Here is a 26,499-nt window from a genome sequence, read left to right as displayed (position 1 = left end):
TCCACCTCGGCTGCGGGCGGCTCAGCCCCAGTGCGGCGGCTTCTGCTCCTGAAGCCAGGCATCGTGGTCGTAGTCAGAAGCGTGATCGCCCCAGCGCTTGGGGTCATCCTCGGAGGCCTTGTTCGGCAGCACTCCTGATGGAACGCCGACACCGGCCGGCTGCCGGGACCTGTCCGGAGCTGAATCGTCCGACCCGCTGTGGGGGGCGTCCTGGCGGTCCGCTGCGCTGATGTTTGTGTCCATGCCGTTTTCCTTGATGCCTTCCGATGCTTCAGTGCCGGCGCCACGGGGCTCGTCCGTTGATGCGCCGCGCTGCTCCAAGGATACCGAGTGCGTAACCCCGTCAGCCACACTGCCGGAGTTGCCACTTTCGGATTCGGCTACCTCGCTTGACCCGTTGTTGCCGCGGTCGGCGCTGTTCAGCGTCAGGTTGTCGACGTCGTCCTCGAAGAATGCCTGTGAGGTGGCGGAGAAGCCGGTGACCACCGGTTTCTCCAGCCCGAGGTATCCGCCGATCCGGTCAGCGCAGGCGGACGGGTCCGTGAATACCTCGATCGTCCACAGCGGCATGTAGCGCCAGCCAAGCCGTTCCAGCAGTTGCGGCCGGAGCCTGCTTCGTTCGCGGACGCTCATGCGCCGGTACTGCTCAGTTCCGTCGGACTCGATTGCCACGGGCCTGGGGATTTCGGCGTCATCATGGCCGATGGAATTCACCGGATCGGCGGCAGCGGCAACGTCAAGCACGCCGTCATACTGATGCCAGACCCGGGCTCCCCGGGCACGCAGCCTGTCAGCCAGGTCTGCCACGAGGGGATCGGCCCCCAGCGCCTGCTCGCTCGCCGCGGCGCGGGACGCGGGCGTGCCCAGGTCAGTGTTGCCGGCAATCTCGCGGTCGAGCAGTTCATAGAAGTCGAGGGCGCCGTGGCTGAGGCGGCTGACGTCCAGGTCTTCCGGTTTGAAGCAGCTGAGCACATGCAGCGAACGCCGGGCACGGGTCATGGCCAACGCAAACTTCGCCCGGCCGCCTTCGGCGGACAGCGGCCCGAAGTTGTGGAGCGCGCGGCCGTGCGGCGTGCGGCCGTAACCCGGGGAGAAGATCACGTGGTCGCGGACCAGGCCCTGGGCCCGTTCCAGGTCAACCACCCGGAAGGATTCGGGACCGGCCGTGAAGAAACTTGCCAGCAGCGGGTAGTTGGGCAGCTGCAGCCGGATGGCCTCGCCGATCCTCGCGGCGTGGCGGAGGCTGGCCGTGACCACGGCGAGGGAGGTCCTTGGCCGCAGGCGGGCGTGCTCAAAAACGAGCTCAACCACCCGGTTGACCTCGGCCACGGCGGACTCCACGCCTTCCTGGTCGGCGCTCGGAAGGCCGGTGCCGTCCGGGAGGTATTCCACCAGCAGGGCGCGGTCCAGCCCGGTGGCGGTCTGCCCCTCGGGGAGCCTGTGCAGGCGGCCGTCGTAGAAGCTCTTGCTCAGCTGCAGCACGAGGTCCTCGTCGACAGCCCGGTACGCGCAGGTCAGGCGCCGGGTCGGCAGCACCGCGGACAGTGCCGTGTAGGCACTCTCGACGCTTTGGTGGGCAGTCTCGCCGGCAGCCAACCGCTCGACGCCGACAGTAAACGTGCGGGGGCTGGCGATCTTGTCGTCGCCGAAGGCAATCACCTGCCTGGCCCGGGCGATCGCCGGGAGGACTGCCTGAAGGGAGGTTGCTTCGGCGTCGAGGATAACAACGGCGTCGAACTTCTGCTCAGCCGGGAGCAGTCCGGTCATGAGGTAGGGGCTCACCGACCACACCGGCACCAGCATGGGGACCAGGGCCGGCGCCTGCGCCGTCAGCGCGGCAAGGGTGACCCGGCCGTCCTTCAGGAGGCTCCGGAGCAGGTCAGCCTGCCGCGGGTTCTCGGCAATGCCGGCGCGCCACCGTTCGGACAGCGCCCACCGCAGCCGTGCCGCGCCGCTGGCGATGTGGGCGTTGTCCGCCAGGCGGTATTCGGCTTCAAGCTGTCGCAGGGCATCGCCGTCGGACATCGCCAGGTAGTCATCCCCGCTGATCATCGCTTCAAGGGCTGACTGCCACCAGGCAAGATCCAGCTCTGCCGCCACGGATTCGGCGGGCACCTCCCGCTCCGCCAGGTCCGCGAGCAGTTCCCCGAGCCCGTGCTCACGCATGTTCTCGATGAGAAGCGTCCGCTCCGGGAGCGTCTTGAGCGTCCGGGTGTCGGCAACCAGCCGCTCCAGGCGTTCCATCAGTTCCTCGTAGGGCGTGTGCTGAAGGTCTCCGCCCGCCTCGGTGTGCTTGATGGCCGCGCCCAGCTGGGCCAGTTCACGTTCCAGGCTGCGGTACATCACGTTCACTTCGCCCAGACCGGACGGCACTGCGGGGTGCCGCTGCGTGGTGGCATAGTCCGCCCACAGCGCCCGCTGTTCCTGGACGAGCACCAGGGAACTGTGGAGATCGGCGATGTGCACGCCGGGACGGACGTATTCCTTGGCCACGCGGCGCAGCCGGGACCGCTGCATGGATGGCATGTCGATGTTGCGTTCGCGGCGCCACGGGGAGGTGGCTGTCGCGGAGATGAGGTCGTGCACCGGCCGGTCGAAGATGTCCGGGGTGAACTTGTCCAGGCTCTCCCTGACCGCCATCAGCAACTCGAGCTGGGCACCCCATTCGTGGAAGGTGGTGCCAAGGCGGATCTGGGCGTGCTCGGCGACTTCGTTCATGCGGTGGCGGAGCACCGGCAGGTTCTTCTCGACCGAGCGCGCAACGTCCTGCGCCTCTTCGGTTTCCTTGCGGGTTAGGAGCCGCGCGCCGTGCCAGGGGCTGGCCGTGGAAGCCCGGCTGAAACTGCCCAGTTCGGCTGCACGGCGAAGGCGTCCGGCGAGTTCCTCGCGGTCGCGGATATTGTCCAGCACACTTCGCTTCAGCCGCACCGTGGTGGCGGGCGGCGTCGGCTGGATGGATGTCAGCTCGGCCAGCGACTGCATGGCCTGATACGGCGAGCAGCCCCACCGCTGGCGGACGTTGTGGAGCGACGCCACATGGTCCATGAGGGCATGCCGGTGCTCCGCAAGCGTGGTGTGCAGGTTTTCGAGCTGGGGCTGAAGCGACTTTTCATTCCGGACGATGGCGCGCACCAGCTGGCCCTTGAGCTGCAGGGGCGTCGCCGTACCTGACAGGGCAAACAGGATGGACTCCAGGCCCAGCGTCTCCAGCTGGCCCCCGATTTCACTAAGGCTGGCTCTGCGGTCGCCCACCACCAGGACGGTCTTTCCTTCGTCCACCAGGGCGCCGATGGTGTTAATGGCAGTCTGGGTCTGCCCTGTGCCTGGCGGGCTGCTGACAAGGAGGGAGTCGCCGGCGCGCACGGCGTCCACCACATGCTGCTGGTCGGCGTCGGCGTCGAGAAGCAACAGCTCATCAGCGGGGTCCCGCTGGTCAATGTCCTGGAAGCGGTCCTCGGCGAGCTCGGCCACTTCCACGGCCTCACCGGCCCCAGCACGGGCAAGGGCCGCGACGACGGGGTTGTTCTGGTTGATCCACGGGTCATCGAGGTTGCCGGAAAGGTCCGCGAAAGTGGAAACGAGCAGGTTGTGTTCCACCTCGGCGCCGTGGATGGGCTTGATGAGCGTCCCCAGGCGGTCCAGGACGGGCTGGGGATCGAACCGTGCCGTGCTGTAAGCCATCCGGGTTACAGCGTTGACATCGAAAACTATGCCGTGAATGGTCTTCAGGTGCCTGATGAGCGCCGGATTGATCTGGGCCTGCTCCGTCAGCTGGAGTTCGTAGTCGTCCTCGCCCGGACGGACGGTGAGGGAAATGGCGGTCAGCATTACCGGCGCAGAAACGCGCTGGGGCTTTCCGCCCACGGCCGACGTCCAGGACACAGTTCCGGCCGAGAAATACCCGGCGTCGATGCCGCGGTCGTTGCTGAGCTCAAAAATTTTCGAGCGGAGGTTGCGCGAAGCCCTCGCCGCAACCACGTACTGGTCGTGGTCACGGATCAGCGTGGACAGGCGTGTGCGCCGCCCAGCCATGAGCTGCGCCAAGCCGGACGGATGCGCATGCGTGATGTCGATGGAGCCTTCCGGCGTTTTGGTGAAACGCAGCATTGTGTCTGCTCCGGTGACCGGCTTAAGCCCCGACAGCCACTTCCTGAGCTCTTCGGAGCCCTCTGGGAGGCCTTGAACAACTGACACTACTGCCTTCTTTTCTGCGTTTGCACGTGACGCCCTGGACCATACCGGCATACTTTCGAGCGTAGCCCGTATCGGGGCCCAGTGAGAGACCGCAACACTGGAGCGGGCCAAAATTGCGCCGGATTTGGGGAGAAAAAACAAAGTGGCCGGCCTCATCGCTGAGGCCGGCCACTCACAGTGCTATTCCCACTCGATGGTTCCCGGCGGTTTGCTGGTCACGTCCAGCACCACCCGGTTGACGCCTTCCACCTCGTTGGTGATGCGGTTGGAGATCTTTGCCAGCAGGTCGTACGGAAGCCGTGACCAGTCGGCGGTCATGGCGTCCTCGGACGAGACGGGTCGCAGGACGATCGGGTGGCCGTAGGTCCGGCCGTCACCCTGGACGCCGACGCTGCGGACATCCGCCAGCAGCACGACCGGCATCTGCCACACCTCGTTGTCCAGGCCGGCCGCAGTGAGCTCGGCACGGGCTATGGCGTCGGCCTTGCGGAGCAGGTCCAGGCGTTCCTTGGTCACTTCGCCGACGATGCGGATGCCGAGGCCGGGCCCCGGGAACGGCTGGCGGCCCACGATTTCCTGCGGCAGCCCCAGCTGGGCGCCCACGGCACGGACCTCGTCCTTGAAGAGCGCACGAAGCGGCTCGACGAGTTCGAACTGCAGGTCCTCCGGCAGTCCGCCCACGTTGTGGTGGCTCTTGATGTTGGCCGCACCTTCACCGCCGCCGGATTCAACGACGTCCGGGTACAGGGTCCCCTGGACCAGGAACTTGATCTTTTCACCGTGGGCGGCCGCCTCGGCGATGATGGCAAGTTCGGCTTCCTCGAAGGCACGGATGAATTCGCGGCCGATGATCTTGCGCTTGGTCTCGGGATCGCTGACCCCGGCCAGTGCCGCCTGGAACCTCTCCTGCTCATTGGCAACGTACAGTTTGACGCCCGTGGCTGCCACGAAGTCGCGTTCAACCTGCTCGGCCTCGCCTTCGCGGAGCAGTCCGTGGTCCACGAACACACAGGTCAGCTGATCGCCCACCGCGCGCTGGACCAGGGCAGCCGCAACCGCAGAGTCGACTCCGCCGGAGAGGCCGCAAATGACCCTGGCATCGCCGATCTGCTTGCGGATGCGGTCCACCTGTTCCTCGAGGATGTTCCCCGTGGTCCAGTTGGGTTCGAGCTTGGCGCCCTTGAACAGGAAGTTCTCGAGCACCTGCTGGCCGTATGCGGAGTGCTTTACCTCGGGGTGCCACTGCACGCCGTAGAGACACTTCTCTTCGTTGGCGAATGCCGCCACGGGAGCGCCGGCGGTGGTGGCCAGGACTTCAAAGCCTTCCGGTGCTTCCTGCACGGAATCGCCATGGCTCATCCAGGTGTTCTGGTGGTGCGGCAGGCCGTCCAGGATGGACCGGGCCTCCCCGACTGTGGTGGCTTCCGTGGCGCCGTACTCGCGCAGGCCCGTCTGGGCTACAGTGCCGCCCAGGGCGTTGGCCATCGCCTGGAAGCCGTAGCAGATGCCGAAGACCGGGATCCCGGCTTCAAAGAGGTCGGCACCCACACTCGGTGCACCTTCCGCGTACACGCTGGAAGGGCCACCGGAAAGGATGATGGCGGCGGGGTTCTTGGCCAGCAGTTGTTCGGTGCTGTAGGTATGCGGAACCACTTCCGAATACACATTTGCTTCCCGGACGCGGCGGGCAATCAGCTGCGCGTACTGGGCACCGTAGTCAACAACCAGCACCGGCTTCTGGGAAGTCTGGGATGCAGTGGGAGTAGTCACCGTACTAGCCTACTTGGCACCGCCGCCCGGCCGCACATTGAGAAGCCCCGGGTAAGCGAACTCACAGGCCGCGCCCGCCGGCTCAGTAGCGCTTGGACGCCTGCGGATTCGCGGCGAGTTCCGCCTCCACCTCGGCGTGGAACTTCTTCTCCACGATGAAGGACAGGAGCGGGATAACACCGCCCAGGGCCAGGAGGATCAGTTTGGCGAACGGCCACCGCATCAGCGACCACAGCCGGAAGTTGGACATCAGGTAGACGACGTACATCCAGCCGTGCACAATCAGCACCGCGACGGAGACGTTCACTCCCCCGAGGACGCCCTGCGGCTCGGCGTCTGCGAACCCGAAGCCGAACGGCTGGCCTGTCACCGCGTTGGTGCCGCCTGCGAACAGGTACTGGCCGAAGGCGTACCGCGCAACCAGTTCGGCGCAGAGCAGGAGGAGCATTCCGCCCGTCAGGTATGCCATGACTTTGTAGAACTTCAGGGCGGACCGGATCTGGGCTTCAGTCCCGCCGAACCTGCGCTTCTTGACGGTGCCCGATCCGCCGGTCTGGGACGGCTGGGGCTGGATGGCCGGCTTGGGATCGATCATGGCTGTACCTTTTGTTCGGTCGGGCTGGGGGTTTCTGATGTGCCGGCGTGCGGTCCGGCCTGCGGAGCTTCTTCTGTGCCTTCGCGGTGCGCACCGTTTTCGTCGTGTTCGTCGTCGAGCTCGTCCTCGAGGTCCCGGCGGTAGTCGTCCTTCACCATCCGCCACCAGATGAAGAGCGCGAAGCCGGCGAAAACGATCCACTCCACCGAGTAGAAGAGATTGAGCCAGTTCACCTGCTGGGCCGGGGGCTGCGGGCCGATGTTCAGGGGCTTCAGGTCACCGTTGACGGCCGCGGCGCTGACGTCGGTGCCGGCGGCCATTTCGGAGGTTGCCGCCACGAATCCCGGATAGCTGCTGACTTCCCAGGCGTTGATCAGTTCCGCCACGGACACTGCCGTGGCACGGCCGGGTTCGGGTGCGGTGCCTGGCAGCGGGGCTTCGGACGGCAGGAGCCGTCCGGTCAGTTCAATGATGCCCGACGGCGGGGCGCCGGCTTGCGCGGCGTCGGCCACCCATCCGCGGGCGACCGGGATCCATGTCCGGGGCGTCGCCCCGACGCCGCTGAGGACAGGGGCATCCTGAACCGAAAACGCCGATACGACCCAGAACCCGGTGGCACCATCATGAAGGCGGCCCGGGACCAGCACCTGCTTGTCGGGATCGTAGGATCCCTTGGCGGTGACCATCTGGTCCGCCACGGAGCCGTGGAAGAATTCACCCGGCTGCAGCACCCTGACCAGCGGCTTGGCGTCTTCCGTGCCGGACGAAACCGGTGCTTCCGGCTGGGTGGAGCGGCCGAACTGCCACTGGCTCAGCAGCACAAAAACCCCGGAAATGACGATCGCAAACACCAGTCCTGCGATCCAGCGGGGTTTGAGGGCAGTTTTCAACACACCTTAACCGTACTTCGTCCTTGTGTAGAACAACGAAACGGGCGTTGTCCCTAGTGGTCGAAGAACACCAGGCTGGAGTTGATGAGTTCGGCGATCACTTCGGGGTCGTAGGCCCGGCGAAGGGACTCCCTGAACGATTCCTTTGACAATGAGCGGGCCAGGGTGGCCAGGACTTCGAGGTGGTCCGAAAATGAACTTGCCGGTGTCGCGATCAAGAGAATGACCGTCGCCGGACCGTCAGCCGCCCCGAAGTCCAGGGCCTTGCCGTACTTGGTGATCCCGACCGCGATTGATGTCCGCGAAACGAACTCACTGCGGGCGTGCGGCAGCCCGACTCCCCCGGGCAGGCCGGTGGCCAGCTGGTGCTCCCGGGCGTTGACATGCTTCAGGAAGCCCTCGAGGTCCGAGACCCGCCCCGCCGCATAGAGGCGTTCAGCAAGCTGGGTCGCCGCATCGGTCTTGTCCTTGGCATCAAGTTCAAGAATCACCATTTCCGGTGTGGTGAGTTCGGCATCGTACCGGTCCAGTGGTTCCGCCAAGAGTTGTCCCTTCAGTGAGGCAGGAGGCGCGCGTCAGGCATCAGCCTTGCATCAGCGCAACGGAACGATGTCCTCGACACCCAGGCGTGCGGCGTCGGCAGATTCATCGTCCGGCTGCTCCTGGCTCAGCCGTTCGGCTTCCACCCGGGCAAGGTAGTGCTTGATTTCGCTTTCGCGCTGCGCGTCGCTCCAGCCAAGAATTTCTCCCATCAGCTTAGCGACTACCGGGACAGCGGACACACCACGGTCCCAGGACTCGATGGAAATCCGCGTCCTACGCGTCAATACGTCGTGCACATGACGTGCGCCTTCATGGGTGGCCGCGTAGACCGCCTCGGCCTGAAGGTAGTCGTCGGCGCCGGGCAGCGGTTCGGCCAGGGCCGGGTTCTCCTTGATGAGCGCCAGGACCTCCGTGGCCATCGACCCGTACCGGTTGAGCAGGTGTTCAATCCGGGCCACGTGCACGCCGGACTCTTCAGCGGTCCGGTTACGCCGGTTCCACGCCGCTTTGAACCCGCTGGCGCCCAGCAGGGGAATGGAATCGGTACAGCTGGGCGCCACGCGCTCGTCCATGCTGCGCGTCGCTTCATCGACGGCGTCCTTGGCCATGACCCGGTAGGTAGTCCATTTTCCGCCGGCCACCACCACGAGGCCCGGCACCGGGTGGGCCACCACGTGTTCGCGGGAAAGCTTGGCCGTGGAGTCGTTCTCGCCCGCCAGGAGCGGCCGGAGCCCGGCGTAGACGCCTTCGACGTCTTCCCTGGTCAGGGGCCGCTTGAGCACCTTGTTGACGTGTTCAAGGATGTAGTCAATGTCCTTGCTGGACGCTGCCGGATGAGCTTTGTCGAGATGCCAGTCAGTGTCCGTGGTGCCGATGATCCAGTGGCGGCCCCACGGAATGACGAACAGTACCGATTTCTCGGTCCGCAGAATCAGGCCGACGGTTGACTGGAACCGGTCGCGCGGCACCACGAGATGGATGCCCTTGGAGGCGCGCACCTTCAACTGCCCGCGGTCCGTCACCATGGCCTGCGTTTCGTCGGTCCAGACACCGGTTGCGTTGATGACCTGCTTGGCCCGGATGCTGAAAGTGGAGCCGTCCTCGCGGTTCACCACTTTGGCGCCTACCACCCGCTCTCCTTCGCGCAGGAAGTCCACCACGGCCGTTTGGTTGACTGCATGGGCCCCGTAGTACGCGGCCGTTCGGATCAGGTTGGCCACGTACTTGGCGTCGTCGACCTGGCCGTCGTAGTAGCGGATGGACCCGACGAAGGCGTCGTCCTTCAGGCTTGGCGCAGCGCGCAGCGTGCCGCGGCGGGACAGGTGCTTGTGGAACGGCACGCCCCGCTGGTGGCCGCTGGAAATGGACATGACGTCGTACAGGGCAATTCCCGCGCCGACATAGGGCCGTTCGAGGAAGGGCCTGGTCAGTGGGTAGAGGAAGGGAACGGGCCGGGCCAGGTGGGGGGCGATCTCCGAAAGAAGCAGTCCGCGCTCGTGAAGCGCTTCTTTCACCAGCCCGAAATCGAGCATTTCGAGGTAGCGAAGTCCGCCGTGAATGAGCTTGGAGGAGCGGGAGGACGTCCCAGCCGCCCAGTCACTCGCTTCCACGATGCCCACGCTCAGGCCGCGGGTCACAGCGTCCAGGGCAGCGCCGGTGCCCACGATGCCACCGCCGACAATGAGGATGTCGAGTTCCTTGCCGGGCTCCATGGTTGCCTTGAGGGCAGCGAGCGACGCTTCCCTTGCGGCGGGGCCGAGCGCCCCCTGTTGAAAGGACGAACCTCCGGAAGAACTGTTCATTTCACGCCTCCATCCGCATCAAACCTCGTAGGTCACCAGCCTACTTCCTAGGCTTGCGGATGGGCAGGGTTCAATTTGCTGCCGGTCCCGGGGGCCGGGACCGGCTCAGTTCCGGGGGCTCATCAGTTTCCGGAGTAGGGGGAAACGACGACGTCGACCCGCTGGAATTCCTTCAGGTCCGAATAGCCGGTGGTCGCCATGGAGCGGCGGAGGGCGCCGATCAGGTTGGACGTGCCGCTGGTGTGGTGCCCCGGTCCGAAGAGGACCTCTTCCAGCGGACCCACGGTGCCAACGTTGACCCTGTCGCCACGCGGCAGCTCCAGGTGGTGTGCCTCCTGGCCCCAGTGCCAGCCCTTGCCCGGCGCTTCTTCGGCGCGCGCCAGGGCGCTGCCGAGCATCACGGCGTCAGCGCCCATGGCGATGGCCTTGACGATATCGCCGGACGATCCCATGCCGCCGTCGGCAATCACGTGAACGTAACGGCCGCCTGACTCATCCATGTAGTCGCGGCGGGCGGCGGCGACGTCGGAAATCGCCGAAGCCATGGGTGAGTGGATTCCCAGGGCACGGCGCGTTGTGGTGGTGGCACCGCCGCCGAATCCCACCAGCACGCCTGCGGCACCGGTGCGCATAAGGTGCAGGGCCGGGGTGTAGCCGGCGGCGCCGCCCACGATCACCGGAACATCGAGCTCGTAGATGAACTGCTTGAGGTTCAGCGGTTCATGGTCCTTGGAGACGTGCTCGGCGGACACTGTGGTTCCACGGATCACGAAGATGTCCACGCCGGCGGCCACGACGGTCTTGTAGTGTTCCTGGGTGCGCTGCGGAGTCAGCGAGCCGGCAACGGTCACACCGGCGGCACGGATTTCGGCCAGGCGGGACGTAATCAGTTCCGGCTGGATGGGCGCCTGGTAGAGCTCCTGCATCCGGCGGGTGACGGCGGGGCTGTTGGTCTCGTCCTCCAGCGCCCCGATCTGGTCGAGTACCGACTGGGGGTCCTCATAGCGGGTCCACAGTCCTTCGAGGTCCAGCACGCCCAGTCCGCCGAGGCGGCCCAGGGCAATGGCGGTCTCGGGGGACATCGCTGAATCCATGGGCGCGGCGATGACCGGCATGTCGAACTTGTAGGCATCTATCTGCCACGAGACCGAAACGTCCTTGGGATCACGCGTCCGACGGTTGGGGACGATCGCGATGTCATCCAGGGAGTAGGCACGACGCCCACGCTTGCCACGGCCAATCTCAATCTCATAAGTCACGTGACCACTTTACTTGACCACGCGGGATACGGCGGGGCGACTCCCCGCCGTCGTCAGGGAAACTGATAGTCCACACTTTATTGACACGTTTTGTCAATCATTTACAAGTTATGAAAATACCTTTACGTTTACTCTCGGTTACCACCTGATCCACCACGTGACCGTCCATCACTCCACCATCCGGGCCACACCCATGCCCGATCCGAGAAAGAAGCTCCTTTTGGCAAAAGCAGCAAGTGCACCTATCAGGCGCCATCGCATACTGGCCCTGTCGCTCGCGGCAGCAGTCGGGACCCTGGCCTTCGCGAGTTCACCGGTCTTCGCCACCACCGAAACCGGCGACGGTTCCGGCCCCGGACCCGCCGCAGTCCAGAGCCCGGCGGTGCAGGCAGTGGCCGCGGGCGAGGCCTATACGAAGTTCATCGTGGACTACAAGGAAAGTGCGGCCAACTCCACGCCAAACGGCCGCGCCAATGCCTGGGGCAAGGCAGCCAACGCGCAGGGCGTGACAGTGAAGGAAGTCCGCACCCTGGCTACCGGCGGAACGCTGATCGAGGCGGACAAGGCCCTGGCCGGGCAGGCGGCCGAGGACTTCATGGCCGGGATTGCGGCCTCGGGAGCGGTCGAATCCGTCGAGCCCGACGCGCGGATGACCGTGGCGCTCACACCCAACGACCCGCGCTATGGCGAGCAGTGGGACTTCACCGCGACGAACGGCATGCGGATTCCCGGCGCGTGGGACGTCGCCACCGGCACCGGCGTGACAGTGGCCGTGATCGACACCGGCATCACTGCCCACCCCGACCTGGACGCCAATGTGCTCCCCGGTTACGACTTTGTCTCCGACGCAACCGCTGCGCGGGACGGTAACGGCCGCGATGCCAACGCGCAGGACCAGGGCGACTGGTACGCCGCCGGCGAGTGCGGCCAGACGACGGCCGGCAACAGTTCCTGGCACGGCACCCACGTGGCCGGCACCGTGGCAGCCGTGACCGGCAACGCGACCGGAGTGGCAGGCGTGGCACCCAATGCCAAGGTGGTCCCTGTCCGCGTCCTCGCCAAGTGCGGCGGTTCCCTGTCCGACATCGCCGACGCGATCATCTGGTCAGCCGGCGGAACCGTCTCGGGTATCCCGGCCAACGCCAACCCGGCAAAGGTCATCAACATGAGCCTGGGCGGGTCCGGTTCCTGCGGCACTACTTACCAGGCGGCCATCGATTCCGCGGTTTCGCGGGGAGCCACCGTGGTGGTTGCCGCCGGCAACAGCAACCAGGATGCTTCCGGTTTCCGCCCGGCGAACTGCAACAACGTTGTGAGCGTGGCTGCGAGCAATCCGAGCGGCAGCCTTTCCTACTACTCCAACTACGGTGCCACGGTTGACCTGACTGCGCCGGGCGGAGACGTCAGGGTGACCGGCGGCGGAATCCTCTCCACCATCAACACCGGCACCACCACGCCGTCCTCCGCGGGCTACGCCAATTACCAGGGCACCTCCATGGCGGCTCCGCACGTGGCCGGGCTCGCCGCACTCATGAAATCCAAGACCTCCTCCCTCACCCCGGCCCAGGTCGAATCCACGCTCAAGCAGGGAACCCGCGCCATGCCGGGCGGTTGCACCACCGGCTGCGGCGCCGGCCTCTCCGACGCCACCAAGACCATGGGGCTACTGGGCGGGACCACTCCCCCGCCGACGGGCAATCTCCTGCTGAACCCCGGCTTCGAAGAGGGCGCTGTCTCATGGACCTCTGACCACGCCGACACATTTGAAACCGGAACGAACGCCCGGACCGGTTCCCGCTTCGCAGGACTCAACGGCTGGGGCCAGGCGACGTCCTACAAGCTGGACCAGGCATTCGCCGTCCCCTCCTCTGTGTCCGCCGCCTCGCTGTCCTTCTATTTGAAGGTGCAGTCCGACGAAACCACCGCCAGCTCGGCCTACGACACCCTCAAAGTCCAGGTGATCAGCGGCGGCACCACCGCCACGCTGGCCACGTACTCCAACCTCAACGAGTCCACCGGCTACGTGCAGAAGCAGCTGGACCTTTCCGCCTACAAGGGCAAGAGCGTGACACTGCGCTTCCTGGGTGTCGAGGATTCGTCACTGTCCACGTACTTCTTCCTCGACGACACCGCTGTGACCACGTCCTAGCTCTTTGCTCGGATAACGCATGAACCGCCGGCCGCGCGCTCCTGCGCGGCCGGCGGTTCCTGCGCGGGAACAAGTCCCCGTCGCACGACTTCGGTTCATGGAATAGTTTGGACGGACAAACCGCAGGCAGGCATCGCCGGCACAAACAATTTGGGGGACACTGTGGCGACGAGACGTACGGGCATGACGGACACGGCCAAGGACCCCCGCGCGACGGCCTTCGGCTTCGCCCAGCGCCGTGTCTGGGTTTTTTCCGCCTGGTGGTACCCGGTAGTGCTGGCGATCTCCGGTGCAGTGCATGCGGGAGTCGCTGCGGTCCTTGGACAAAGCCTGGAACTTGGAACCGTCATGGTAATCCTTGGCGCAGTCTTCGCGTCCTTGGGCTGGGTCTCCACAGCGTGGCCGCGTTTCACGCGCAAGGCTCCAAAGCCTGCTTCGGACATCCCCCGGGTGGAGCAGGGAATTCGGATCACACCTGGCATGATACGGACCTTCCTGATCGCCACCGCACTGGGTATTGCTGCGCTTGTGCTGTTCACGCCCGAGGGCGGCTGGCCGGAAACGCTCCCCATCCTGGGAATGCTCATGACACTGCCGCTGGGGGTGGCCGCAGGCCTGGCCTATACCCGCCGGCTCATGACGAACAGCGCCGAACTCTACGCCCGGTGGCTCGAACGCCGCTGACTGCGCCCCGGCGGAACGGTCAGATCCCCTCGGCCTCGTCCACTGTGAGCTGGGATTCGAACATCCGGAAGTACCTTCCGCGGAGAGCCACCAGTTCGCGGTGGGTTCCCTGTTCCACGACCCTGCCGTCTTCGAGCATGTAAACGATGTCCGCTTTTTCGATCGTGGCGAGCCGGTGGCTGATGGCGATGATGGTGCTGCTGCGGTCGGCGAAGAGCCGGGTGAAGATCCGGTGTTCGGCGAGGGCATCAATCGCCGACGTCGGCTCGTCCATCACCATGAAGGAGGCATTCCGGTAGAAGTTCCGGGCCATCGCGAGCCGCTGCCACTGGCCGCCGCTCAGTCCGCTGCCCTTTCGCCCGCGGGGATCCTCCATCCAGTTGCTCACGTGGTTGTCCAGGCCGTTGGGCAGTTTGGTGATGAACTCGAGGGCCTCGGCGTCGGACGCCGCCCGCCGGATCCGCTCATCGTCCCGTGGCGAATCGACGTCGCCAAAGAGAATGTTCTCCGCCGCAGTGGCGAACTCATACTTGAGGAATTCCTGGCTTAGTACCGCCAGATGGCGGTGCCAGGATTTCACGTCGACGGCGGCGAGGTCCACGCCGTCGAGCATCACCTGGCCCGAGTCCGGGCGGTAGAGCCCGGCGAGAATCCGGATCAGGGTGGACTTGCCGGCACCGTTCTCCCCCACGATGGCGATGTGCTGGCCCTCGCGGATGGTGATGGTGATCCCGCGGATCACCTCGATGTCGCTGCCTGTGTACGTGAACCGGATATCCCTCAACTCCACGGTCTTCGGCGCCTGCAACAGGGGCGGGGCATGCTCGGAGTGAACCGGCAACGCCATAAAGAGCTCGTAGTCTTTCAGGTTCGCCAGGTCCTCGTCGATGGAGCTGAGCGAGGAAACAAGGTTGTTCGCCGTGGACAGCGCCCTGCTGACGATCTGCTGGACGTAGAGGAACTGGCCCACCGGCTGGGCACGGGCGATGATCTGGCCCACCACCCAGATCAGCGAAACAACCTCAGCACCGTACTGCAGGGCATCAGCCGCGAGCTGCTTGGGGATGTAGCGCTTCTGGAAATCCAGCCGCCGCTTCTCGTCGGCGTCCCGGAGGCGGGAACGAAGTCCCATGAGGTACCCGACGATCCCGTACAGGCGCATCTCGGCAATGTGCTGGGGACGGAGGAGGTTGGTTTCGATCATGCGGCGCTGGCGGCGGGAGTCCACCTGCGTGTTCCAGTGGGCGATCTGTTCACGCGAGAGTTTGAACTGCAGGTAGACGCTGGGGACGATGGCCACCAGGACGATCACGGCGATCCACCAGCTCACCAGCAGCAGCGCTCCGACCGCCAGGATCACCGAGACCAGCTGCGTGAAGATCGCGGCGATCCGGTCCAGGACCCGGGCATAGGAATCCGAGAACCGCTTGGCGCGGTCGTACAGGTCCACCGTTTCCTTGTCGTCGTACCGCCAGAACTCGAGTGCCAGGAACCGCTCGTACATGAGGTCCCCCACGATGGCCCCCACCCTGAAGCTCATGAGCTGCTGGATGTAGCGGTCCACACTGCTGAAGGCGCCCCAGAAGAGACCCAGCGCGGCGGTGATGATGACGTAGACGATCGCCCGCTGCCCCTCGGCGGCGTCACCGGCGTACGCGGCAGCCAGCGCGGTGGTGGTCAGCGCGGCAAAGTAGGTGGTGACCAGGGGCAGCAGCGCCGAGATCAGCGAGCCGACCACCTTCATTACGACGGCGGCGGGCGAGGCCCGGAAGCTGACCCGCAATACCTGCGCCACGGCACGGGCGTAGGGCCGCACGGCCAGCCGCCGCTGAGCGTCCCTTTTCGGGTTCAGTTCGGCGGGATGGCGTGGTTGGGACATGCCTCCAGCCTAGTGCTGCCGCAACGGCCTGGCGGCAGGGTCAGTACTTCTCACCGTACTGGTATTCAGGGAGATCAAAGCATGCGCTGTAGCCCGCAATACGAAGCGTTTCCGGTGGCTCCTCGAAGGAGACCAACAGGTGGGTGCCGTCCTCGTGCAGGAGATCGAGCGACCGATCCCCGCTTAAGGTCCTGTCTTCTGAAACCCTCCACCCTGCCCGTCCGGACATTGCAGCGGCCACCATATCGAGGAACCCGTCGCGGTCCACTCCCGGCATCAATTCGGCTTCGGCATCACCGGCCCATTTTTTCCGATCGCCCTCGCAACGCAGCAGGCTTGAGGTGTCGTTGGCCCACGTTGACAGGACCGCGTCTTCGGGCAGCAGCGCCACGATTTCCTGTTCCATCGACATGACCTTGGATTTGGCTGATTCGAGGCTGATGTCCATGTCTTTTCCGTTCCCGGCCTGCCCGCATGAGGCCATCATTGCAGTGAGTGCTGTTGCCCCGGCTACCCGCCAGGCGGTCGTCCACCCGCGTCCGGCCCTACCGATCACGGAGTTCCGTACGGACGTCGTTGATGGCCTTCTCATTCCAGGGATCCGTGGTGGCGATGAGGCTGTGGTTGTCGATGCTGTAAGCCTCCGTCCATCCGAAGCCCCCCGGCGGCTCATAAACGTGCTTTTCAAACGCGGGCTCCTTCATCGGGTAATTCTCCCCCACGACCCCGTTTGCTTCGGCGGTCAGCAGGATATCGGGGTAGGTGAAGCTGGAATAGTCGGTGCCAGGGTCAGGCTCCCAGCCAGGAGGCATGGCAGCGCCGGACAGGGCAATGAGCTTGTCAAAGTGGGCTCCTTCGGTCTCCGCCCCGGTGAGGTTCCGAAGTCCCCAGCTGTGGCCCATGCCCACCGATTGGGCCCCGGACGGCAGCTCAAGGTCAACAGCGTCCTGGAAGGCCCGCAGGACTGGTGCCGAATCGGCCACGAACTCATCGCTCTTGGCCTCCACCAGGAATGCCTCAACAAAGCCACCGTCGGGAAACTCCGATCCCTTGTACACAAACGCCGCGGTTCCGCCCGATTTGTCCGCCTCGACAAAGCGGTTGGCCAGCTGCTGCGGGCCGCCGCCATAGAACGACGCTTCGTTGGTGGTGGTGCCGGGAACATACGTGATCACCGAGGTCGTGTGCTCGTCAAAGTTGCCGATGAGTTCCACGATGGACTGTTCATCGGGGTCATAGGCCGCGAGCTGGATTTTCCCGGCGACCGCCTGCTGGAGATACTCCAGTCCGGACTGCCGTTCCCGCCAGGTCTCGTGCTCGGCGGCGAAACGCAACGGATAGGTTGAATCCACGTTCCAGGGGTTGAATTCCGGTTCCGGATCCTTTGTTTCGAGCCAAACAATCCGTTCCTGGGCGTTCAGTCGGTTGGCCTCGACCCGCGCATTGAACGGTATGCCGTTCGTATTCCCCGCCAGGCCCGGGTGGTCCCGGATGAAGTCCTGATGCTGGGCGTCGGTGAGACTCAGCCACCAGTCCCGGACTTCGGAGGCGGACTTGCCGGCGACATCCCCCGGGCCGGGCGTTCCGGAGCTGCCGCCGGACGGCCCTGACACCGCAGAACCTCCGGCGGCCGAGCTGGCCGAGTCCTGCTCGTTTGCCTGGCGCAGCAGTGCGTCCGCGGCCTGGTCAAGGAACAAGGCTGCTGCCCCCATCGAGCGGCTATGGCTCCCTTTCCAGTCCTGGCGGAACCTCTCTGCATCAGGACCGGGCCACGGGGTTCCCACCACGCCGGCATTGAAGGCAAGCCGCTGGCCGTCCAGCATCCGCCCGGCCGACCGCATCGTGGCGGCGAGCTGCCTCAGCTGCGCCACATCGGCCCCGTGGAATCCGCCTGCCAAACCATCCCCCAAGGCCGGTGAAGTATTTACTCCATCGAATATACAGACTCACTAGTCCGAAGGGGATGGGAAAGACTCCCCATCCCCTTCGGACTGGCGGACCGGCGGACCTAGCGTGAGCCGTAGTTCGGGGCTTCCACCGTCATCTGGATGTCATGCGGGTGGGATTCCTTGAGGCCGGCCGGCGTGATCCGGACGAATTTGCCCCGCGCCTTCAGCTCGGCAACGGTGGGAGCACCGGTGTAGAACATGGTCTGGCGGAGGCCGCCCACCAGCTGGTACGCAACGGATGCCAGCGGGCCGCGGTAGGCCACACGGCCTTCGATGCCTTCCGGAATCAGCTTGTCGTCGCCCGAGACGTCGGCCTGGAAGTAGCGGTCCTTGGAGTAGGACGTGTTCTTTCCGCGGGTCTGCATGGCTCCAAGGGAACCCATGCCGCGGTAGCTCTTGAACTGCTTGCCGTTCACGAAGATGAGCTCGCCGGGTGATTCGTCACAACCGGCCAGCAGGGAACCGAGCATCACGGTGTCGGCGCCGGCAACCAGCGCCTTGCCGATGTCGCCCGAGTACTGCAGGCCGCCGTCGGCAATCAGCGGGACGCCGGCCGGGATGGCCGCCTTCGCGGACTCGTAAATGGCGGTGATCTGCGGAACGCCCACGCCGGCCACTACACGCGTGGTGCAGATGGAGCCAGGGCCCACGCCCACCTTGATGCCGTCGGCGCCGGCGTCGATGAGCGCCTGGGCGCCTTCGCGGGTGGCAGCCTGGCCGCCGATGATGTCCACGTGCGCGGCCACGGGGTCGGACTTCAGCCGGCGGATCATGTCCAGCACGCCCTGGGAGTGTCCGTTGGCGGTGTCCACGAACAAGGCGTCCACGCCGGCGTCAACGAGGGTCATGGCACGTTCCCAGCCGTCACCGAAGAAGCCGATGGCGGCGCCGACGCGCAGCCGGCCTTCGTCATCCTTGGTGGCAAGCGGGTATTGCTCGGCTTTCGTGAAGTCCTTGGTGGTGATGAGGCCCTTGAGCCGGCCCTGGTCGTCAACCAGCGGAAGCTTTTCGATCTTGTTGGTGGCGAGCTTGTGCGAGGCTTCCTCGCGGCTGATACCCACGTGCCCGGTGACCAGGGGCATCTTGGTCATGACGTCGCTGACAAGGCGGATCGGGAAATCCGCTTCCGGCACGAAGCGGGTGTCGCGGTTGGTGACAATACCGAGGAGCCGCATGCCCTCGTCCACCACCGGCAGGCCGGACACGCGGTAGTGCGAGCAGATTTCGTCCAGTTCAGCCAGGGTAGCTTCCGGCCCGATGGTCAGCGGGTTGGTGATCATCCCGGATTCGCTGCGCTTCACACGGTCCACCTGATCGGCCTGGTCCTGGATGGACAGGTTGCGGTGGACCACGCCCAGGCCGCCCTGGCGGGCCATGGCGATGGCCATGCGGGACTCGGTGACGGTGTCCATGGCAGCGGACAACAGCGGCGTCTGGACAGTGATGCGCTTGGAGATGCGCGAGGACGTGTCTGCTTCTGACGGGATGACGTCGGTGTGTCCGGGCAGGAGCAGGACGTCGTCGTAGGTCAGGCCGATAAAGCCGAACGGGTTGTGCTCGGGCTGGGTCATGAGTGCGCCTCTTACCTTAATTCCGGGGTTCACGGGTAGGGGTTGCAGCTGATGACCAGCCCGTCATTACGGGACTGGCCTGTGCAGATGGTGGTGCCTTGGTGCGGAAGTGTTGAATAAATTCTAGAACCTCGGCGGCAATCCCCATATTCCGCGGCGGTAATGTGAGCAACCGCACCTGCCCGCAGGTCACGCCGGCTTAGGTCCAGCCGGTGGCGGCCAGCAGCCGTTGCTCGAACATGGGAATCATGCTCTGCACATACGTTTTGGTCAGGTGGTTGTCGTCCTTGTAGACATAGACGTTGCCCACCACTGCCGGGCAGATTCCGTCCGCGCAGATGAAGTCGCTCATGTCCATCAGGTGGAGGCCGGCCACCTTGCCGCGGTATTGGTCCAGCGGTGACGAGTCGGCGAGCGATTCACCGAGCGGCGGATTGCATTCCTCCGCGGCGGCTCCCCTCTTTTGCACGCACTCCGGCATGTTGAACCCGAACCGCGGATTGTCGCGCACGCCGACGACGTCCATCCCGGCATCCGTGAACGGCTTGATGCCCTCCAGGTAGCCGGGGACTTCGGTTTCGAACGGCGCCTCAGTGTGGGTGAGGGACGCGACTGTGAATACGGCATCCGGTTTGTGTTCAAGCACGTATGCGGCGCTGGCTTTATTGAAGGCGTTGCACTCAGCATCGCGCTCGGCCGACTCCGCACCGAAGCGGCAGCTGCCCTTGAGGAGCGTGACCACTTCCCAGCCGTGCTCCTTGGCGATCGGACCCAGGGCTGCCATGTATTGCTGTGCATGAGAGTCGCCCAGCACCACGATCCGCTTGGTGACAACGTCGGGCTTGCTGTTCTGCAGGCAGCCCGACAGCAGCGGATCACTGGGCACATTGCCGTCGGTGCAGAGGCCGTCGATATCCGCCCACTCATTCTTCATGGCAACCGGCGCCGGAATGATCCTGGCCTCCGGCATTGGCTTGCCCGCGTTTTCGGGCGTCAGCACGGCGGCGCCCGGCGTCAGTTCCCTGGGCTGTGCCGCGGCGGCTGCTTCCTCGGCGGTCAGTTTGGTCTGCCACAGTGACACCGGCCCGGCGAGCAGGGCTCCGCACGCCACAATCACGACGGCGTTACGCCAGACCCGACGTTGCGGCCAGTGCCATTCACGCAGCGGTTTCTCCACGAACCGGGTGGTAAGGACGGCCATCACCACGGAGGCCGCCACGATCGCAAGACCCTGGACGAGGTTGGGCGAGACAATTCCTGTGCCGGCGAGGGCCAGGACCAGCAGCGGCCAGTGCCACAGGTACAGTGCGTAGGAGTTGTCACCAAGTGACACGAGGGGTTTCCAGCTGAGGAGGCGGTCGGCACCAAAGCGGCTGCCGCTCTGGCCGGCTACAATGATTGCCGCCGCCGCCAGCGTGGGCCACAGTGCCACGAAACCGGGAAAGGACCGGTCCACTGTCAGCAGCAGGCCGCAGGACACCATGGCCGCCACGCCCGCCCAGCCGAGGATGACCCGAAGGAGCTTTCCCGGCTTCAGGTAAGGAAGTGCGAGAGCCAGAAGGGAGCCCAGTGCGAACTCCCACAGCCTGGTCCTGGTATCAAAGTAGGCGTAGGCCTGGTTGGTGGCCGTCTGGTCAATGGAGAAAGCCAGCGAGGCCGCAAAGATCACGCCGAAGGCAAGGGCCAGCAGCAGGCGGAAACTGATCCCGGGCCGGCGCAGGACCCGGTGCAGCACGGCTATTCCGGCAAACACCAGGGGCCACAGGATAAACACCTGCCCCTGGATGGACAGTGACCAGAAATGTTGCAGGGGGCTCGCGCCGGAGTGGTCCTGGGCATAGTAGTCAACCGCCGAGTCCGCGAGCAGCCAGTTCTGCCGGTAGAGCAGTGAGGCCCAGGCCTGGTCCAGGACGTCCGGCCAGCGGCTTTGCGGAAGTAGTGCCCAGGTGCCGGCGAGGACACCCAGGATAACGACGACGGCGGCAGGCAGCAGCCGCTTGAACAGGTGCAGCCAGTGGCTGACCAGCTTGAGCGGGCTGCCGCTTTCCACCTTCCGCACGAAGGAGAGGGTGAGCAGGAACGCGGAGATAAGCAGGAAGATGTCCACGCCGCCGGACACCCGGCCCAGCCAGACGTGGTACGTGACCACCATCAGTACTGCGAGGGCGCGGAGGCCCTGGACCTCGGGGCGGTACCCCTCCTTCCTGGCTGCCTTGTTCGTGGTGACTTTCCCGGCTCCGCTTGTCGATTCCGTAGCCATTAGTCTGTCCAAGCCGTCGCCGCCATGAGCCGTTCCCCAAATGCTGCTGACATGCTAGCGACGTAAGTCCGGGTGAGGTGATTGTTGTCCAAGTACACGAAAGTGTTTCCGACCACCCCCGGACAGGACGTTCCATCACAGATCAGGTCCGTCATGTCCACAAAGGACAAGCCGTCAACTTTTCCGTTCAAAGCAGAAAACGGGCTCTCCGAGGCCAAGACGTCAGTTACGGCGAGTCGGCAATCCGGGCTGTCTTTGCCCTTGGTCACGACGCAGTCCGCCATGTTGAAGTCAAAACGAGGGTTGTCCCGGATCGCAACCACATCGATTCCTTGGTCGCTCCATGATCTAGCGCTTTCTTCAAGTCCCGGGGTGAGGACTTCCGCCGGAGATGATGGTGCGGCCGCGGTCCCAACAACCATGATGGCGTCGGGCGGGGTTTTGGCAATCTGCTCCCGAACCGCTTCGTTGTAGCGCGCGCAATCGGGGTTGGTTTGTTCCAGTTCCGGCGTTGAGGGCTGAACCTGGCACCCGCCCTTGAGCATGGCGTATACAGTCCAGCCCTTCTGTTGACCTACTTCGCCGATGGCCGCAAGCCATTGCTGAGCGTGCGAATCGCCGAGAACCAAAACGGACTTAGCCGGCTCATCGGCTTCCTGGTTTTGGCTGCAGGTATCCTTGACGATGTCGACATCGGGCTCCAGTTCACCAGTGCAGGGACCGGATAAGGTAGCCCAATCCAAAGGAAGCTGCTCTGCTGTAGGGAGTAGCGCCGCATCGCTGTCGCTCCGGTCAACAAAACCCGGCAGTAGTGCCTTGGCGCCGGGATTGTTTCTCTCTGCTGCGGCTTGTGCCGCCTCGGCAGCAAAGTGCTGCTGCACTTGAATCGCCGTCAACGGGACCACAGCGGTGATGACGCATGCCGCCACCGCCAGGACTGCACGACGGCGGTTTACCTCGGGCCACCCCCATTCGCGCCAAGGCTTCTCGATGAATTTGGTGGTGATGAACGCCAGCCCCATCGACAGCACAATAATGATAGTTCCGGAGATGGGACCCGCATGGTCGCGGCCTGTCGCCGCCAAGGCGATGACCAGCACCGGCCAGTGCCACAGGTACAGGGCATATGAGTTGTCACCTAAGCGGACGAGCGGCCCGCTGCTCAGGATCCTGTCTACGCCATAGCGGCTCCCGGTTTGGCCTGCTGCGATGACGCTCGCGGCGGCGAGCGTGGGCCAAAGCGCTGCCACGCCGGGGAAGGCAGCCTGGACGTTGAGTAAGATTCCACAGCACAGCATGGCCGCGATTCCAAACCAGCCGAGAGCAATCCGCCCACCTCGGGGAATCCGAAGCCCGGGGAGGAGCAAGGCTACCAGGGTGCCAAGGGCAAATTCCCACAGTCTCGCCCCAGTGTCGAAATAGGCCTGCGCTTGATTGTCAGCGGTGAAGAGAATCGAGTAGATGAGCGAGACCACGAAGATGGCGCCAAAGACGTAGCAGAGCAGGACGCGGTAATGAAGCCGGAACCGCACTGCCAGCAGGGCAGCTGCGGCAAAAGTCAAGGGCCAAAGAATGAAGATCTGACCTTGGATGGACAACGACCAAAAGTGCTGGAAGGGGCTGGCCAGGCTGTGGTCGGTGGCGTAGTAGTCGACCGCACGGGCCTGGAGCAACGCGTTTTCATAGTAGAAGAGGGACGCCCAGGCTTGATCCACAATCTCCAACCAACGGGTTCGTGGCAGAAAGAGGTAGCTCGCTGCCAACGTGGCAACTATCACCGTGACAGCGGCGGGCAACAGTCGGCGGAAGAGGTGCAGCCAGTGTTTGAACAATGCCATCGGGCGGCCCTGCTCATATTTGCCCACGAACTGCAACGTCATGAGGAAGGCTGAAATTAGCAGAAACACGTCAACGCCGCCGGAAACCCGGCCAAACCAGACGTGGTAGCTGACCACCATCAGCACGGCGAGCGAGCGCAGGCCTTGGATTTCCGGCCTGAATTTCGATTTTCGGTTCGTTCCAGTATCGGCGCCAGTACGGCGCGGCGAAGCCAGGGCTCTCGCTATGGACATACAAAAACCCTTCAGGCGGACAACCAAAGCATCCATGTTACCGAAACGTAATTTTCATCGCCAATCGCCGGCGCATTCGAAAAGAACCCCCGCCTCCCATTAAGGCACTCCAAGGAGGGAGTTTCCAGAGGAAGGCGGCGGTTAGGGGCCGGCCGGGAAACTAGGCTGGTGCCGACGCCGGATCGCGGAACCGGAAAAACACGGAGGGGTGGCCATAGTGATCGTTCAGGTGCGCATTTGCATACCCGCGGAGCTCTCCGACCTGGTCGTGGAAAGCTGCACACAGCAAACCGGCGCGGCGGAAGTGGCCGTGCACAAAGGAGCGTCCATCCAGCCGCCCGGGGATGTGGTGGTGGTCCATGTAGCCAGGGAATCGGTCGAGGAGCTGCTGGAAAAGCTGCATGCCCTGAACGTCCAGGAGGTGGGCTCCATCGCCATTTCCATGCCGGAGCTCATGCTCTCCCGGCGTGCCGACCGGGCTGAAGCAGCAGCGCCCGGCGACGGGGCCGACGCCATGATCTGGGATGAGGTGACCCGCCAGACAGGCGAGGATTCGCGGCTCACGTGGAGCTATTTGGCCTTCCTCGTCCTGGCCACGCAGCTGGCCGCGATCGGGATCGTCACCGATTCAACCATTGCCATCGTCGGGGCCATGGCCGTCGGGCCGGAGTTCGGACCGCTGGCAGCCCTGGCTGTCGCGCTGGCGCAGCGCAAATGGAAGCTGGGACGCAGCGCCGCGCTTGCTCTGGGCGTCGGCTTTCCCGTAGCAATGCTCCTGGCAGCCCTGACGGCCTGGTTGTCAGTCCCATTGGGGCTCTTTCCTGCCGACACCCTCGACACCGGGTCAGCCGTTGAATTCATCTACCATCCGGGGCCTTACTCGCTGATCGTTGCGGTGCTGGCCGGTACCGCCGGAATGCTCTCCATGATCAGCCGGCGCTCGGCCGCACTGATCGGAGTCTTCATTTCGGTGACCACCGTTCCAGCCGCCGGGTTCGTCGCCGTCGCTCTGGTCCTGGGTGAGTACCAGAAAGCGGCGGGGTCTGCGCTTCAGCTGCTGCTGAACCTCGTGGGAATCGTGGTTTCTGCGCTTGCCGTCCTCATCTTCTACCGGATCATCACCAAGCGGCTGCCGGAGGGCATGGCCGGGCGGCTGAGGCGACAGGCCTTGCGTGCCCGGAGCTAGGCACGAAAAGCCGGCCCGGCGCGGATGGTTTCTGGAAACCGTCCGGCCGGGCCGGCCTTTGTGGCGCTGGCTGGAAGCTAGTGCTTGTGGCCTGCGTGCTCGTCATCGTCGGCCGGCTTCTCAACAACGAGGGTCTCGGTGGTGAGAACCAGCGCTGCGATGGAAGCGGCGTTACGGAGAGCTGCGCGCGTCACCTTGACGGGGTCAATGACACCGGCAGCGATGAGGTCTTCATATTCGCCGGTCTTGGCGTTGAAGCCCTGGTTGACTGCAGACTCGGCAACCTTGGCGGTCACCACGTAGCCGTCGAAACCGGCGTTCTGGGCGATCCAGCGCAGCGGCTGGACGAGTGCGCGGCGCACGATGCCCACAGCCGAGGCTGCGTCGCCTTCGAGGGCGGTGACTGCAGGGTCCTCGTCGAGTGCCTTCAGGGCGTGGATGAGGGCCGAGCCGCCACCGGCAACGATGCCTTCTTCAAGGGCAGCGCGGGTCGAGGATACTGCGTCCTCGATGCGGTGCTTCTTTTCCTTCAGCTCCACCTCGGTGGCTGCGCCAACCTTGATGACACCAATGCCGCCGGCCAGCTTGGCCAGGCGTTCCTGGAGCTTTTCCTTGTCCCAGTCGGAGTCGGTGCGGGTGAGCTCTGCACGCAGCTGGGCAACACGTGCCGCTACGTCCTCGGCCGTGCCGGCGCCGTCAACAATGGTGGTGTTGTCCTTGGTCACCGTGATGCGGCGGGCCGTGCCCAGCACCTCGAGGCCAACGGAATCAAGGCTGAGGCCGAGTTCCGGGGAGACAACCTGTGCACCGGTCAGGGTAGCGATGTCCTGCAGCATGGCCTTGCGGCGGTCGCCGAAGCCCGGAGCCTTGACGGCCACGACGTTCAGGGTGCCACGGATGCGGTTGACGATCAGCGTGGACAGGGCCTCGCCCTCGACGTCCTCGGCAATGATGAACAGCGGCTTGGAGCTCTGCAGCGCCTTCTCCAGGAGGGGCAGGAATTCCTGCACCGAGGAGATCTTGCCCTGGTTGATCAGGATGAGGGCGTCTTCGAGCACTGCTTCCTGGCGTTCCGCGTCAGTGACGAAGTACGGGGACAGGTAGCCCTTGTCGAACTGCATGCCCTCGGTGAGGACCAGCTCGGTCTGCGTGGTGGAGGACTCCTCGATGGTGATCACACCATCCTTGCCGACCTTGCCGAAAGCCTCGGCCAGCAGCTCGCCGATCTCATCGCTCTGGGCGGAGATGGCTGCAACGTTCGCAACCTGGGAGCCTTCGACCGGGCGGGCGTTCTCCAGCAGGCGGGCGGCAACGGCTTCGACGGAAACTTCGATGCCGCGCTTGATCTGGCCCGGGGCGGCGCCAGCCGCCACGTTGCGCAGGCCTTCCTTGACCAGTGCCTGGGCCAGCACAGTGGCGGTGGTGGTGCCGTCGCCGGCAACATCGTTGGTCTTGGTGGCGACTTCCTTGGCCAGCTGAGCGCCAAGGTTTTCGTAGGGGTCGTCCAGTTCGACTTCACGGGCGATGGTCACGCCGTCGTTCGTGATGGTGGGAGCGCCCCACTTCTTGTCCAGCACGACGTTGCGGCCGCGCGGACCAAGCGTCACCTTGACCGTGTTGGCGAGCTTGTCGATGCCGGCTTCAAGCGACCGGCGGGCAGCGTCGTTAAACGCAAGCTGCTTTGCCATGGTTTTGT

The 26,499-nt window shown here is 64.7% G+C and carries 17 protein-coding genes; 3 read left to right on the top strand and 14 right to left on the bottom strand.

The window, feature by feature from the left end; genetic code table 11:
• Positions 1-21: 21 nt before the first annotated feature.
• From JOE31_RS08305 to JOE31_RS08275, 7 genes are all read right to left on the bottom strand, one after another.
• A complete protein-coding gene (locus JOE31_RS08305) occupies positions 22-4,245 on the bottom strand; it encodes an AAA family ATPase (protein ID WP_209743225.1) in 4,224 nt (1,407 codons plus the stop codon).
• 129 nt (positions 4,246-4,374) lie between these two features.
• Positions 4,375-5,964, bottom strand: a complete 1,590-nt coding sequence (guaA, locus tag JOE31_RS08300) for a glutamine-hydrolyzing GMP synthase (protein ID WP_209743223.1) — start codon at positions 5,962-5,964, stop codon at positions 4,375-4,377.
• Between the two features lie 82 nt (positions 5,965-6,046).
• A complete protein-coding gene (locus JOE31_RS08295) occupies positions 6,047-6,559 on the bottom strand; it encodes a DUF3817 domain-containing protein (RefSeq protein WP_209743221.1) in 513 nt (170 codons plus the stop codon).
• Positions 6,556-7,452 carry an SURF1 family protein gene (locus JOE31_RS08290; RefSeq protein WP_209743219.1) on the bottom strand — a complete coding sequence of 299 codons (897 nt, stop codon included), beginning with the start codon at positions 7,450-7,452 and terminating at the stop codon, positions 6,556-6,558. The genes JOE31_RS08295 and JOE31_RS08290 overlap by 4 nt, the downstream gene beginning before the upstream one ends.
• Before the next feature lie 50 nt (positions 7,453-7,502).
• Positions 7,503-7,991, bottom strand: a complete 489-nt coding sequence (locus tag JOE31_RS08285) for a PTS sugar transporter subunit IIA (RefSeq protein WP_043482871.1) — start codon at positions 7,989-7,991, stop codon at positions 7,503-7,505.
• Between the two features lie 51 nt (positions 7,992-8,042).
• Complete coding sequence (locus JOE31_RS08280; RefSeq protein WP_209743218.1) at positions 8,043-9,794, bottom strand: glycerol-3-phosphate dehydrogenase/oxidase; 1,752 nt, start codon at positions 9,792-9,794, stop codon at positions 8,043-8,045.
• A 122-nt stretch (positions 9,795-9,916) separates the two neighbouring features.
• A complete protein-coding gene (locus JOE31_RS08275; protein WP_209743215.1) occupies positions 9,917-11,053 on the bottom strand; it encodes a GuaB3 family IMP dehydrogenase-related protein in 1,137 nt (378 codons plus the stop codon).
• 220 nt (positions 11,054-11,273) lie between these two features.
• On the opposite strand from JOE31_RS08275, the gene JOE31_RS08270 reads away from it, so the two are divergent.
• Positions 11,274-13,202 carry a S8 family peptidase gene (locus JOE31_RS08270; protein ID WP_245199065.1) on the top strand — a complete coding sequence of 643 codons (1,929 nt, stop codon included), beginning with the start codon at positions 11,274-11,276 and terminating at the stop codon, positions 13,200-13,202.
• 183 nt (positions 13,203-13,385) lie between these two features.
• A complete protein-coding gene (locus tag JOE31_RS08265; RefSeq protein WP_209743214.1) occupies positions 13,386-13,886 on the top strand; it encodes a hypothetical protein in 501 nt (166 codons plus the stop codon).
• A gap of 19 nt (positions 13,887-13,905) precedes the next feature.
• Here the strand turns inward: JOE31_RS08265 and JOE31_RS08260 are convergent, their stop codons facing one another.
• The 6 genes from JOE31_RS08260 to JOE31_RS08235 form a co-directional block, all read right to left on the bottom strand.
• Entirely contained in the window at positions 13,906-15,765 is a 1,860-nt protein-coding gene (locus tag JOE31_RS08260; RefSeq protein ID WP_209743212.1) for an ABC transporter ATP-binding protein, read from the bottom strand.
• A 40-nt stretch (positions 15,766-15,805) separates the two neighbouring features.
• Positions 15,806-16,213 carry a hypothetical protein gene (locus tag JOE31_RS08255; RefSeq protein ID WP_245199062.1) on the bottom strand — a complete coding sequence of 136 codons (408 nt, stop codon included), beginning with the start codon at positions 16,211-16,213 and terminating at the stop codon, positions 15,806-15,808.
• 97 nt (positions 16,214-16,310) lie between these two features.
• A complete protein-coding gene (locus tag JOE31_RS08250; protein WP_209743208.1) occupies positions 16,311-17,663 on the bottom strand; it encodes a hypothetical protein in 1,353 nt (450 codons plus the stop codon).
• A 110-nt stretch (positions 17,664-17,773) separates the two neighbouring features.
• Complete coding sequence (gene guaB, locus JOE31_RS08245; RefSeq protein WP_011692718.1) at positions 17,774-19,285, bottom strand: IMP dehydrogenase; 1,512 nt, start codon at positions 19,283-19,285, stop codon at positions 17,774-17,776.
• A gap of 199 nt (positions 19,286-19,484) precedes the next feature.
• Complete coding sequence (locus JOE31_RS08240) at positions 19,485-21,545, bottom strand: acyltransferase family protein (protein ID WP_209743206.1); 2,061 nt, start codon at positions 21,543-21,545, stop codon at positions 19,485-19,487.
• Entirely contained in the window at positions 21,545-23,617 is a 2,073-nt protein-coding gene (locus JOE31_RS08235; RefSeq protein WP_209748258.1) for an acyltransferase family protein, read from the bottom strand. Before JOE31_RS08235 ends, JOE31_RS08240 begins: the two co-directional genes overlap by 1 nt.
• Before the next feature lie 217 nt (positions 23,618-23,834).
• Here JOE31_RS08235 and JOE31_RS08230 point away from each other — a divergent pair, with 217 nt between their 5' ends.
• On the top strand, positions 23,835-24,803 hold the full coding sequence (locus JOE31_RS08230) for a DUF389 domain-containing protein (RefSeq protein ID WP_209748256.1): 969 nt from the start codon (positions 23,835-23,837) through the stop codon (positions 24,801-24,803).
• A 77-nt stretch (positions 24,804-24,880) separates the two neighbouring features.
• On the opposite strand, the gene groL is transcribed toward JOE31_RS08230, so the two are convergent.
• The gene (gene groL, locus JOE31_RS08225) at positions 24,881-26,491 is read right to left on the bottom strand and encodes a chaperonin GroEL (protein ID WP_209743204.1); all 1,611 of its coding nucleotides are present in this window, start codon (positions 26,489-26,491) and stop codon (positions 24,881-24,883) included.
• Positions 26,492-26,499: the final 8 nt, after the last annotated feature.

It is taken from the genome of Arthrobacter sp. PvP023, assembly GCF_017832975.1.
GTDB lineage: Bacteria > Actinomycetota > Actinomycetes > Actinomycetales > Micrococcaceae > Arthrobacter.
The sequence above is the reverse complement of the archived record's forward strand: the minus strand, read 5'-3'. Positions and strand labels throughout refer to the sequence as shown.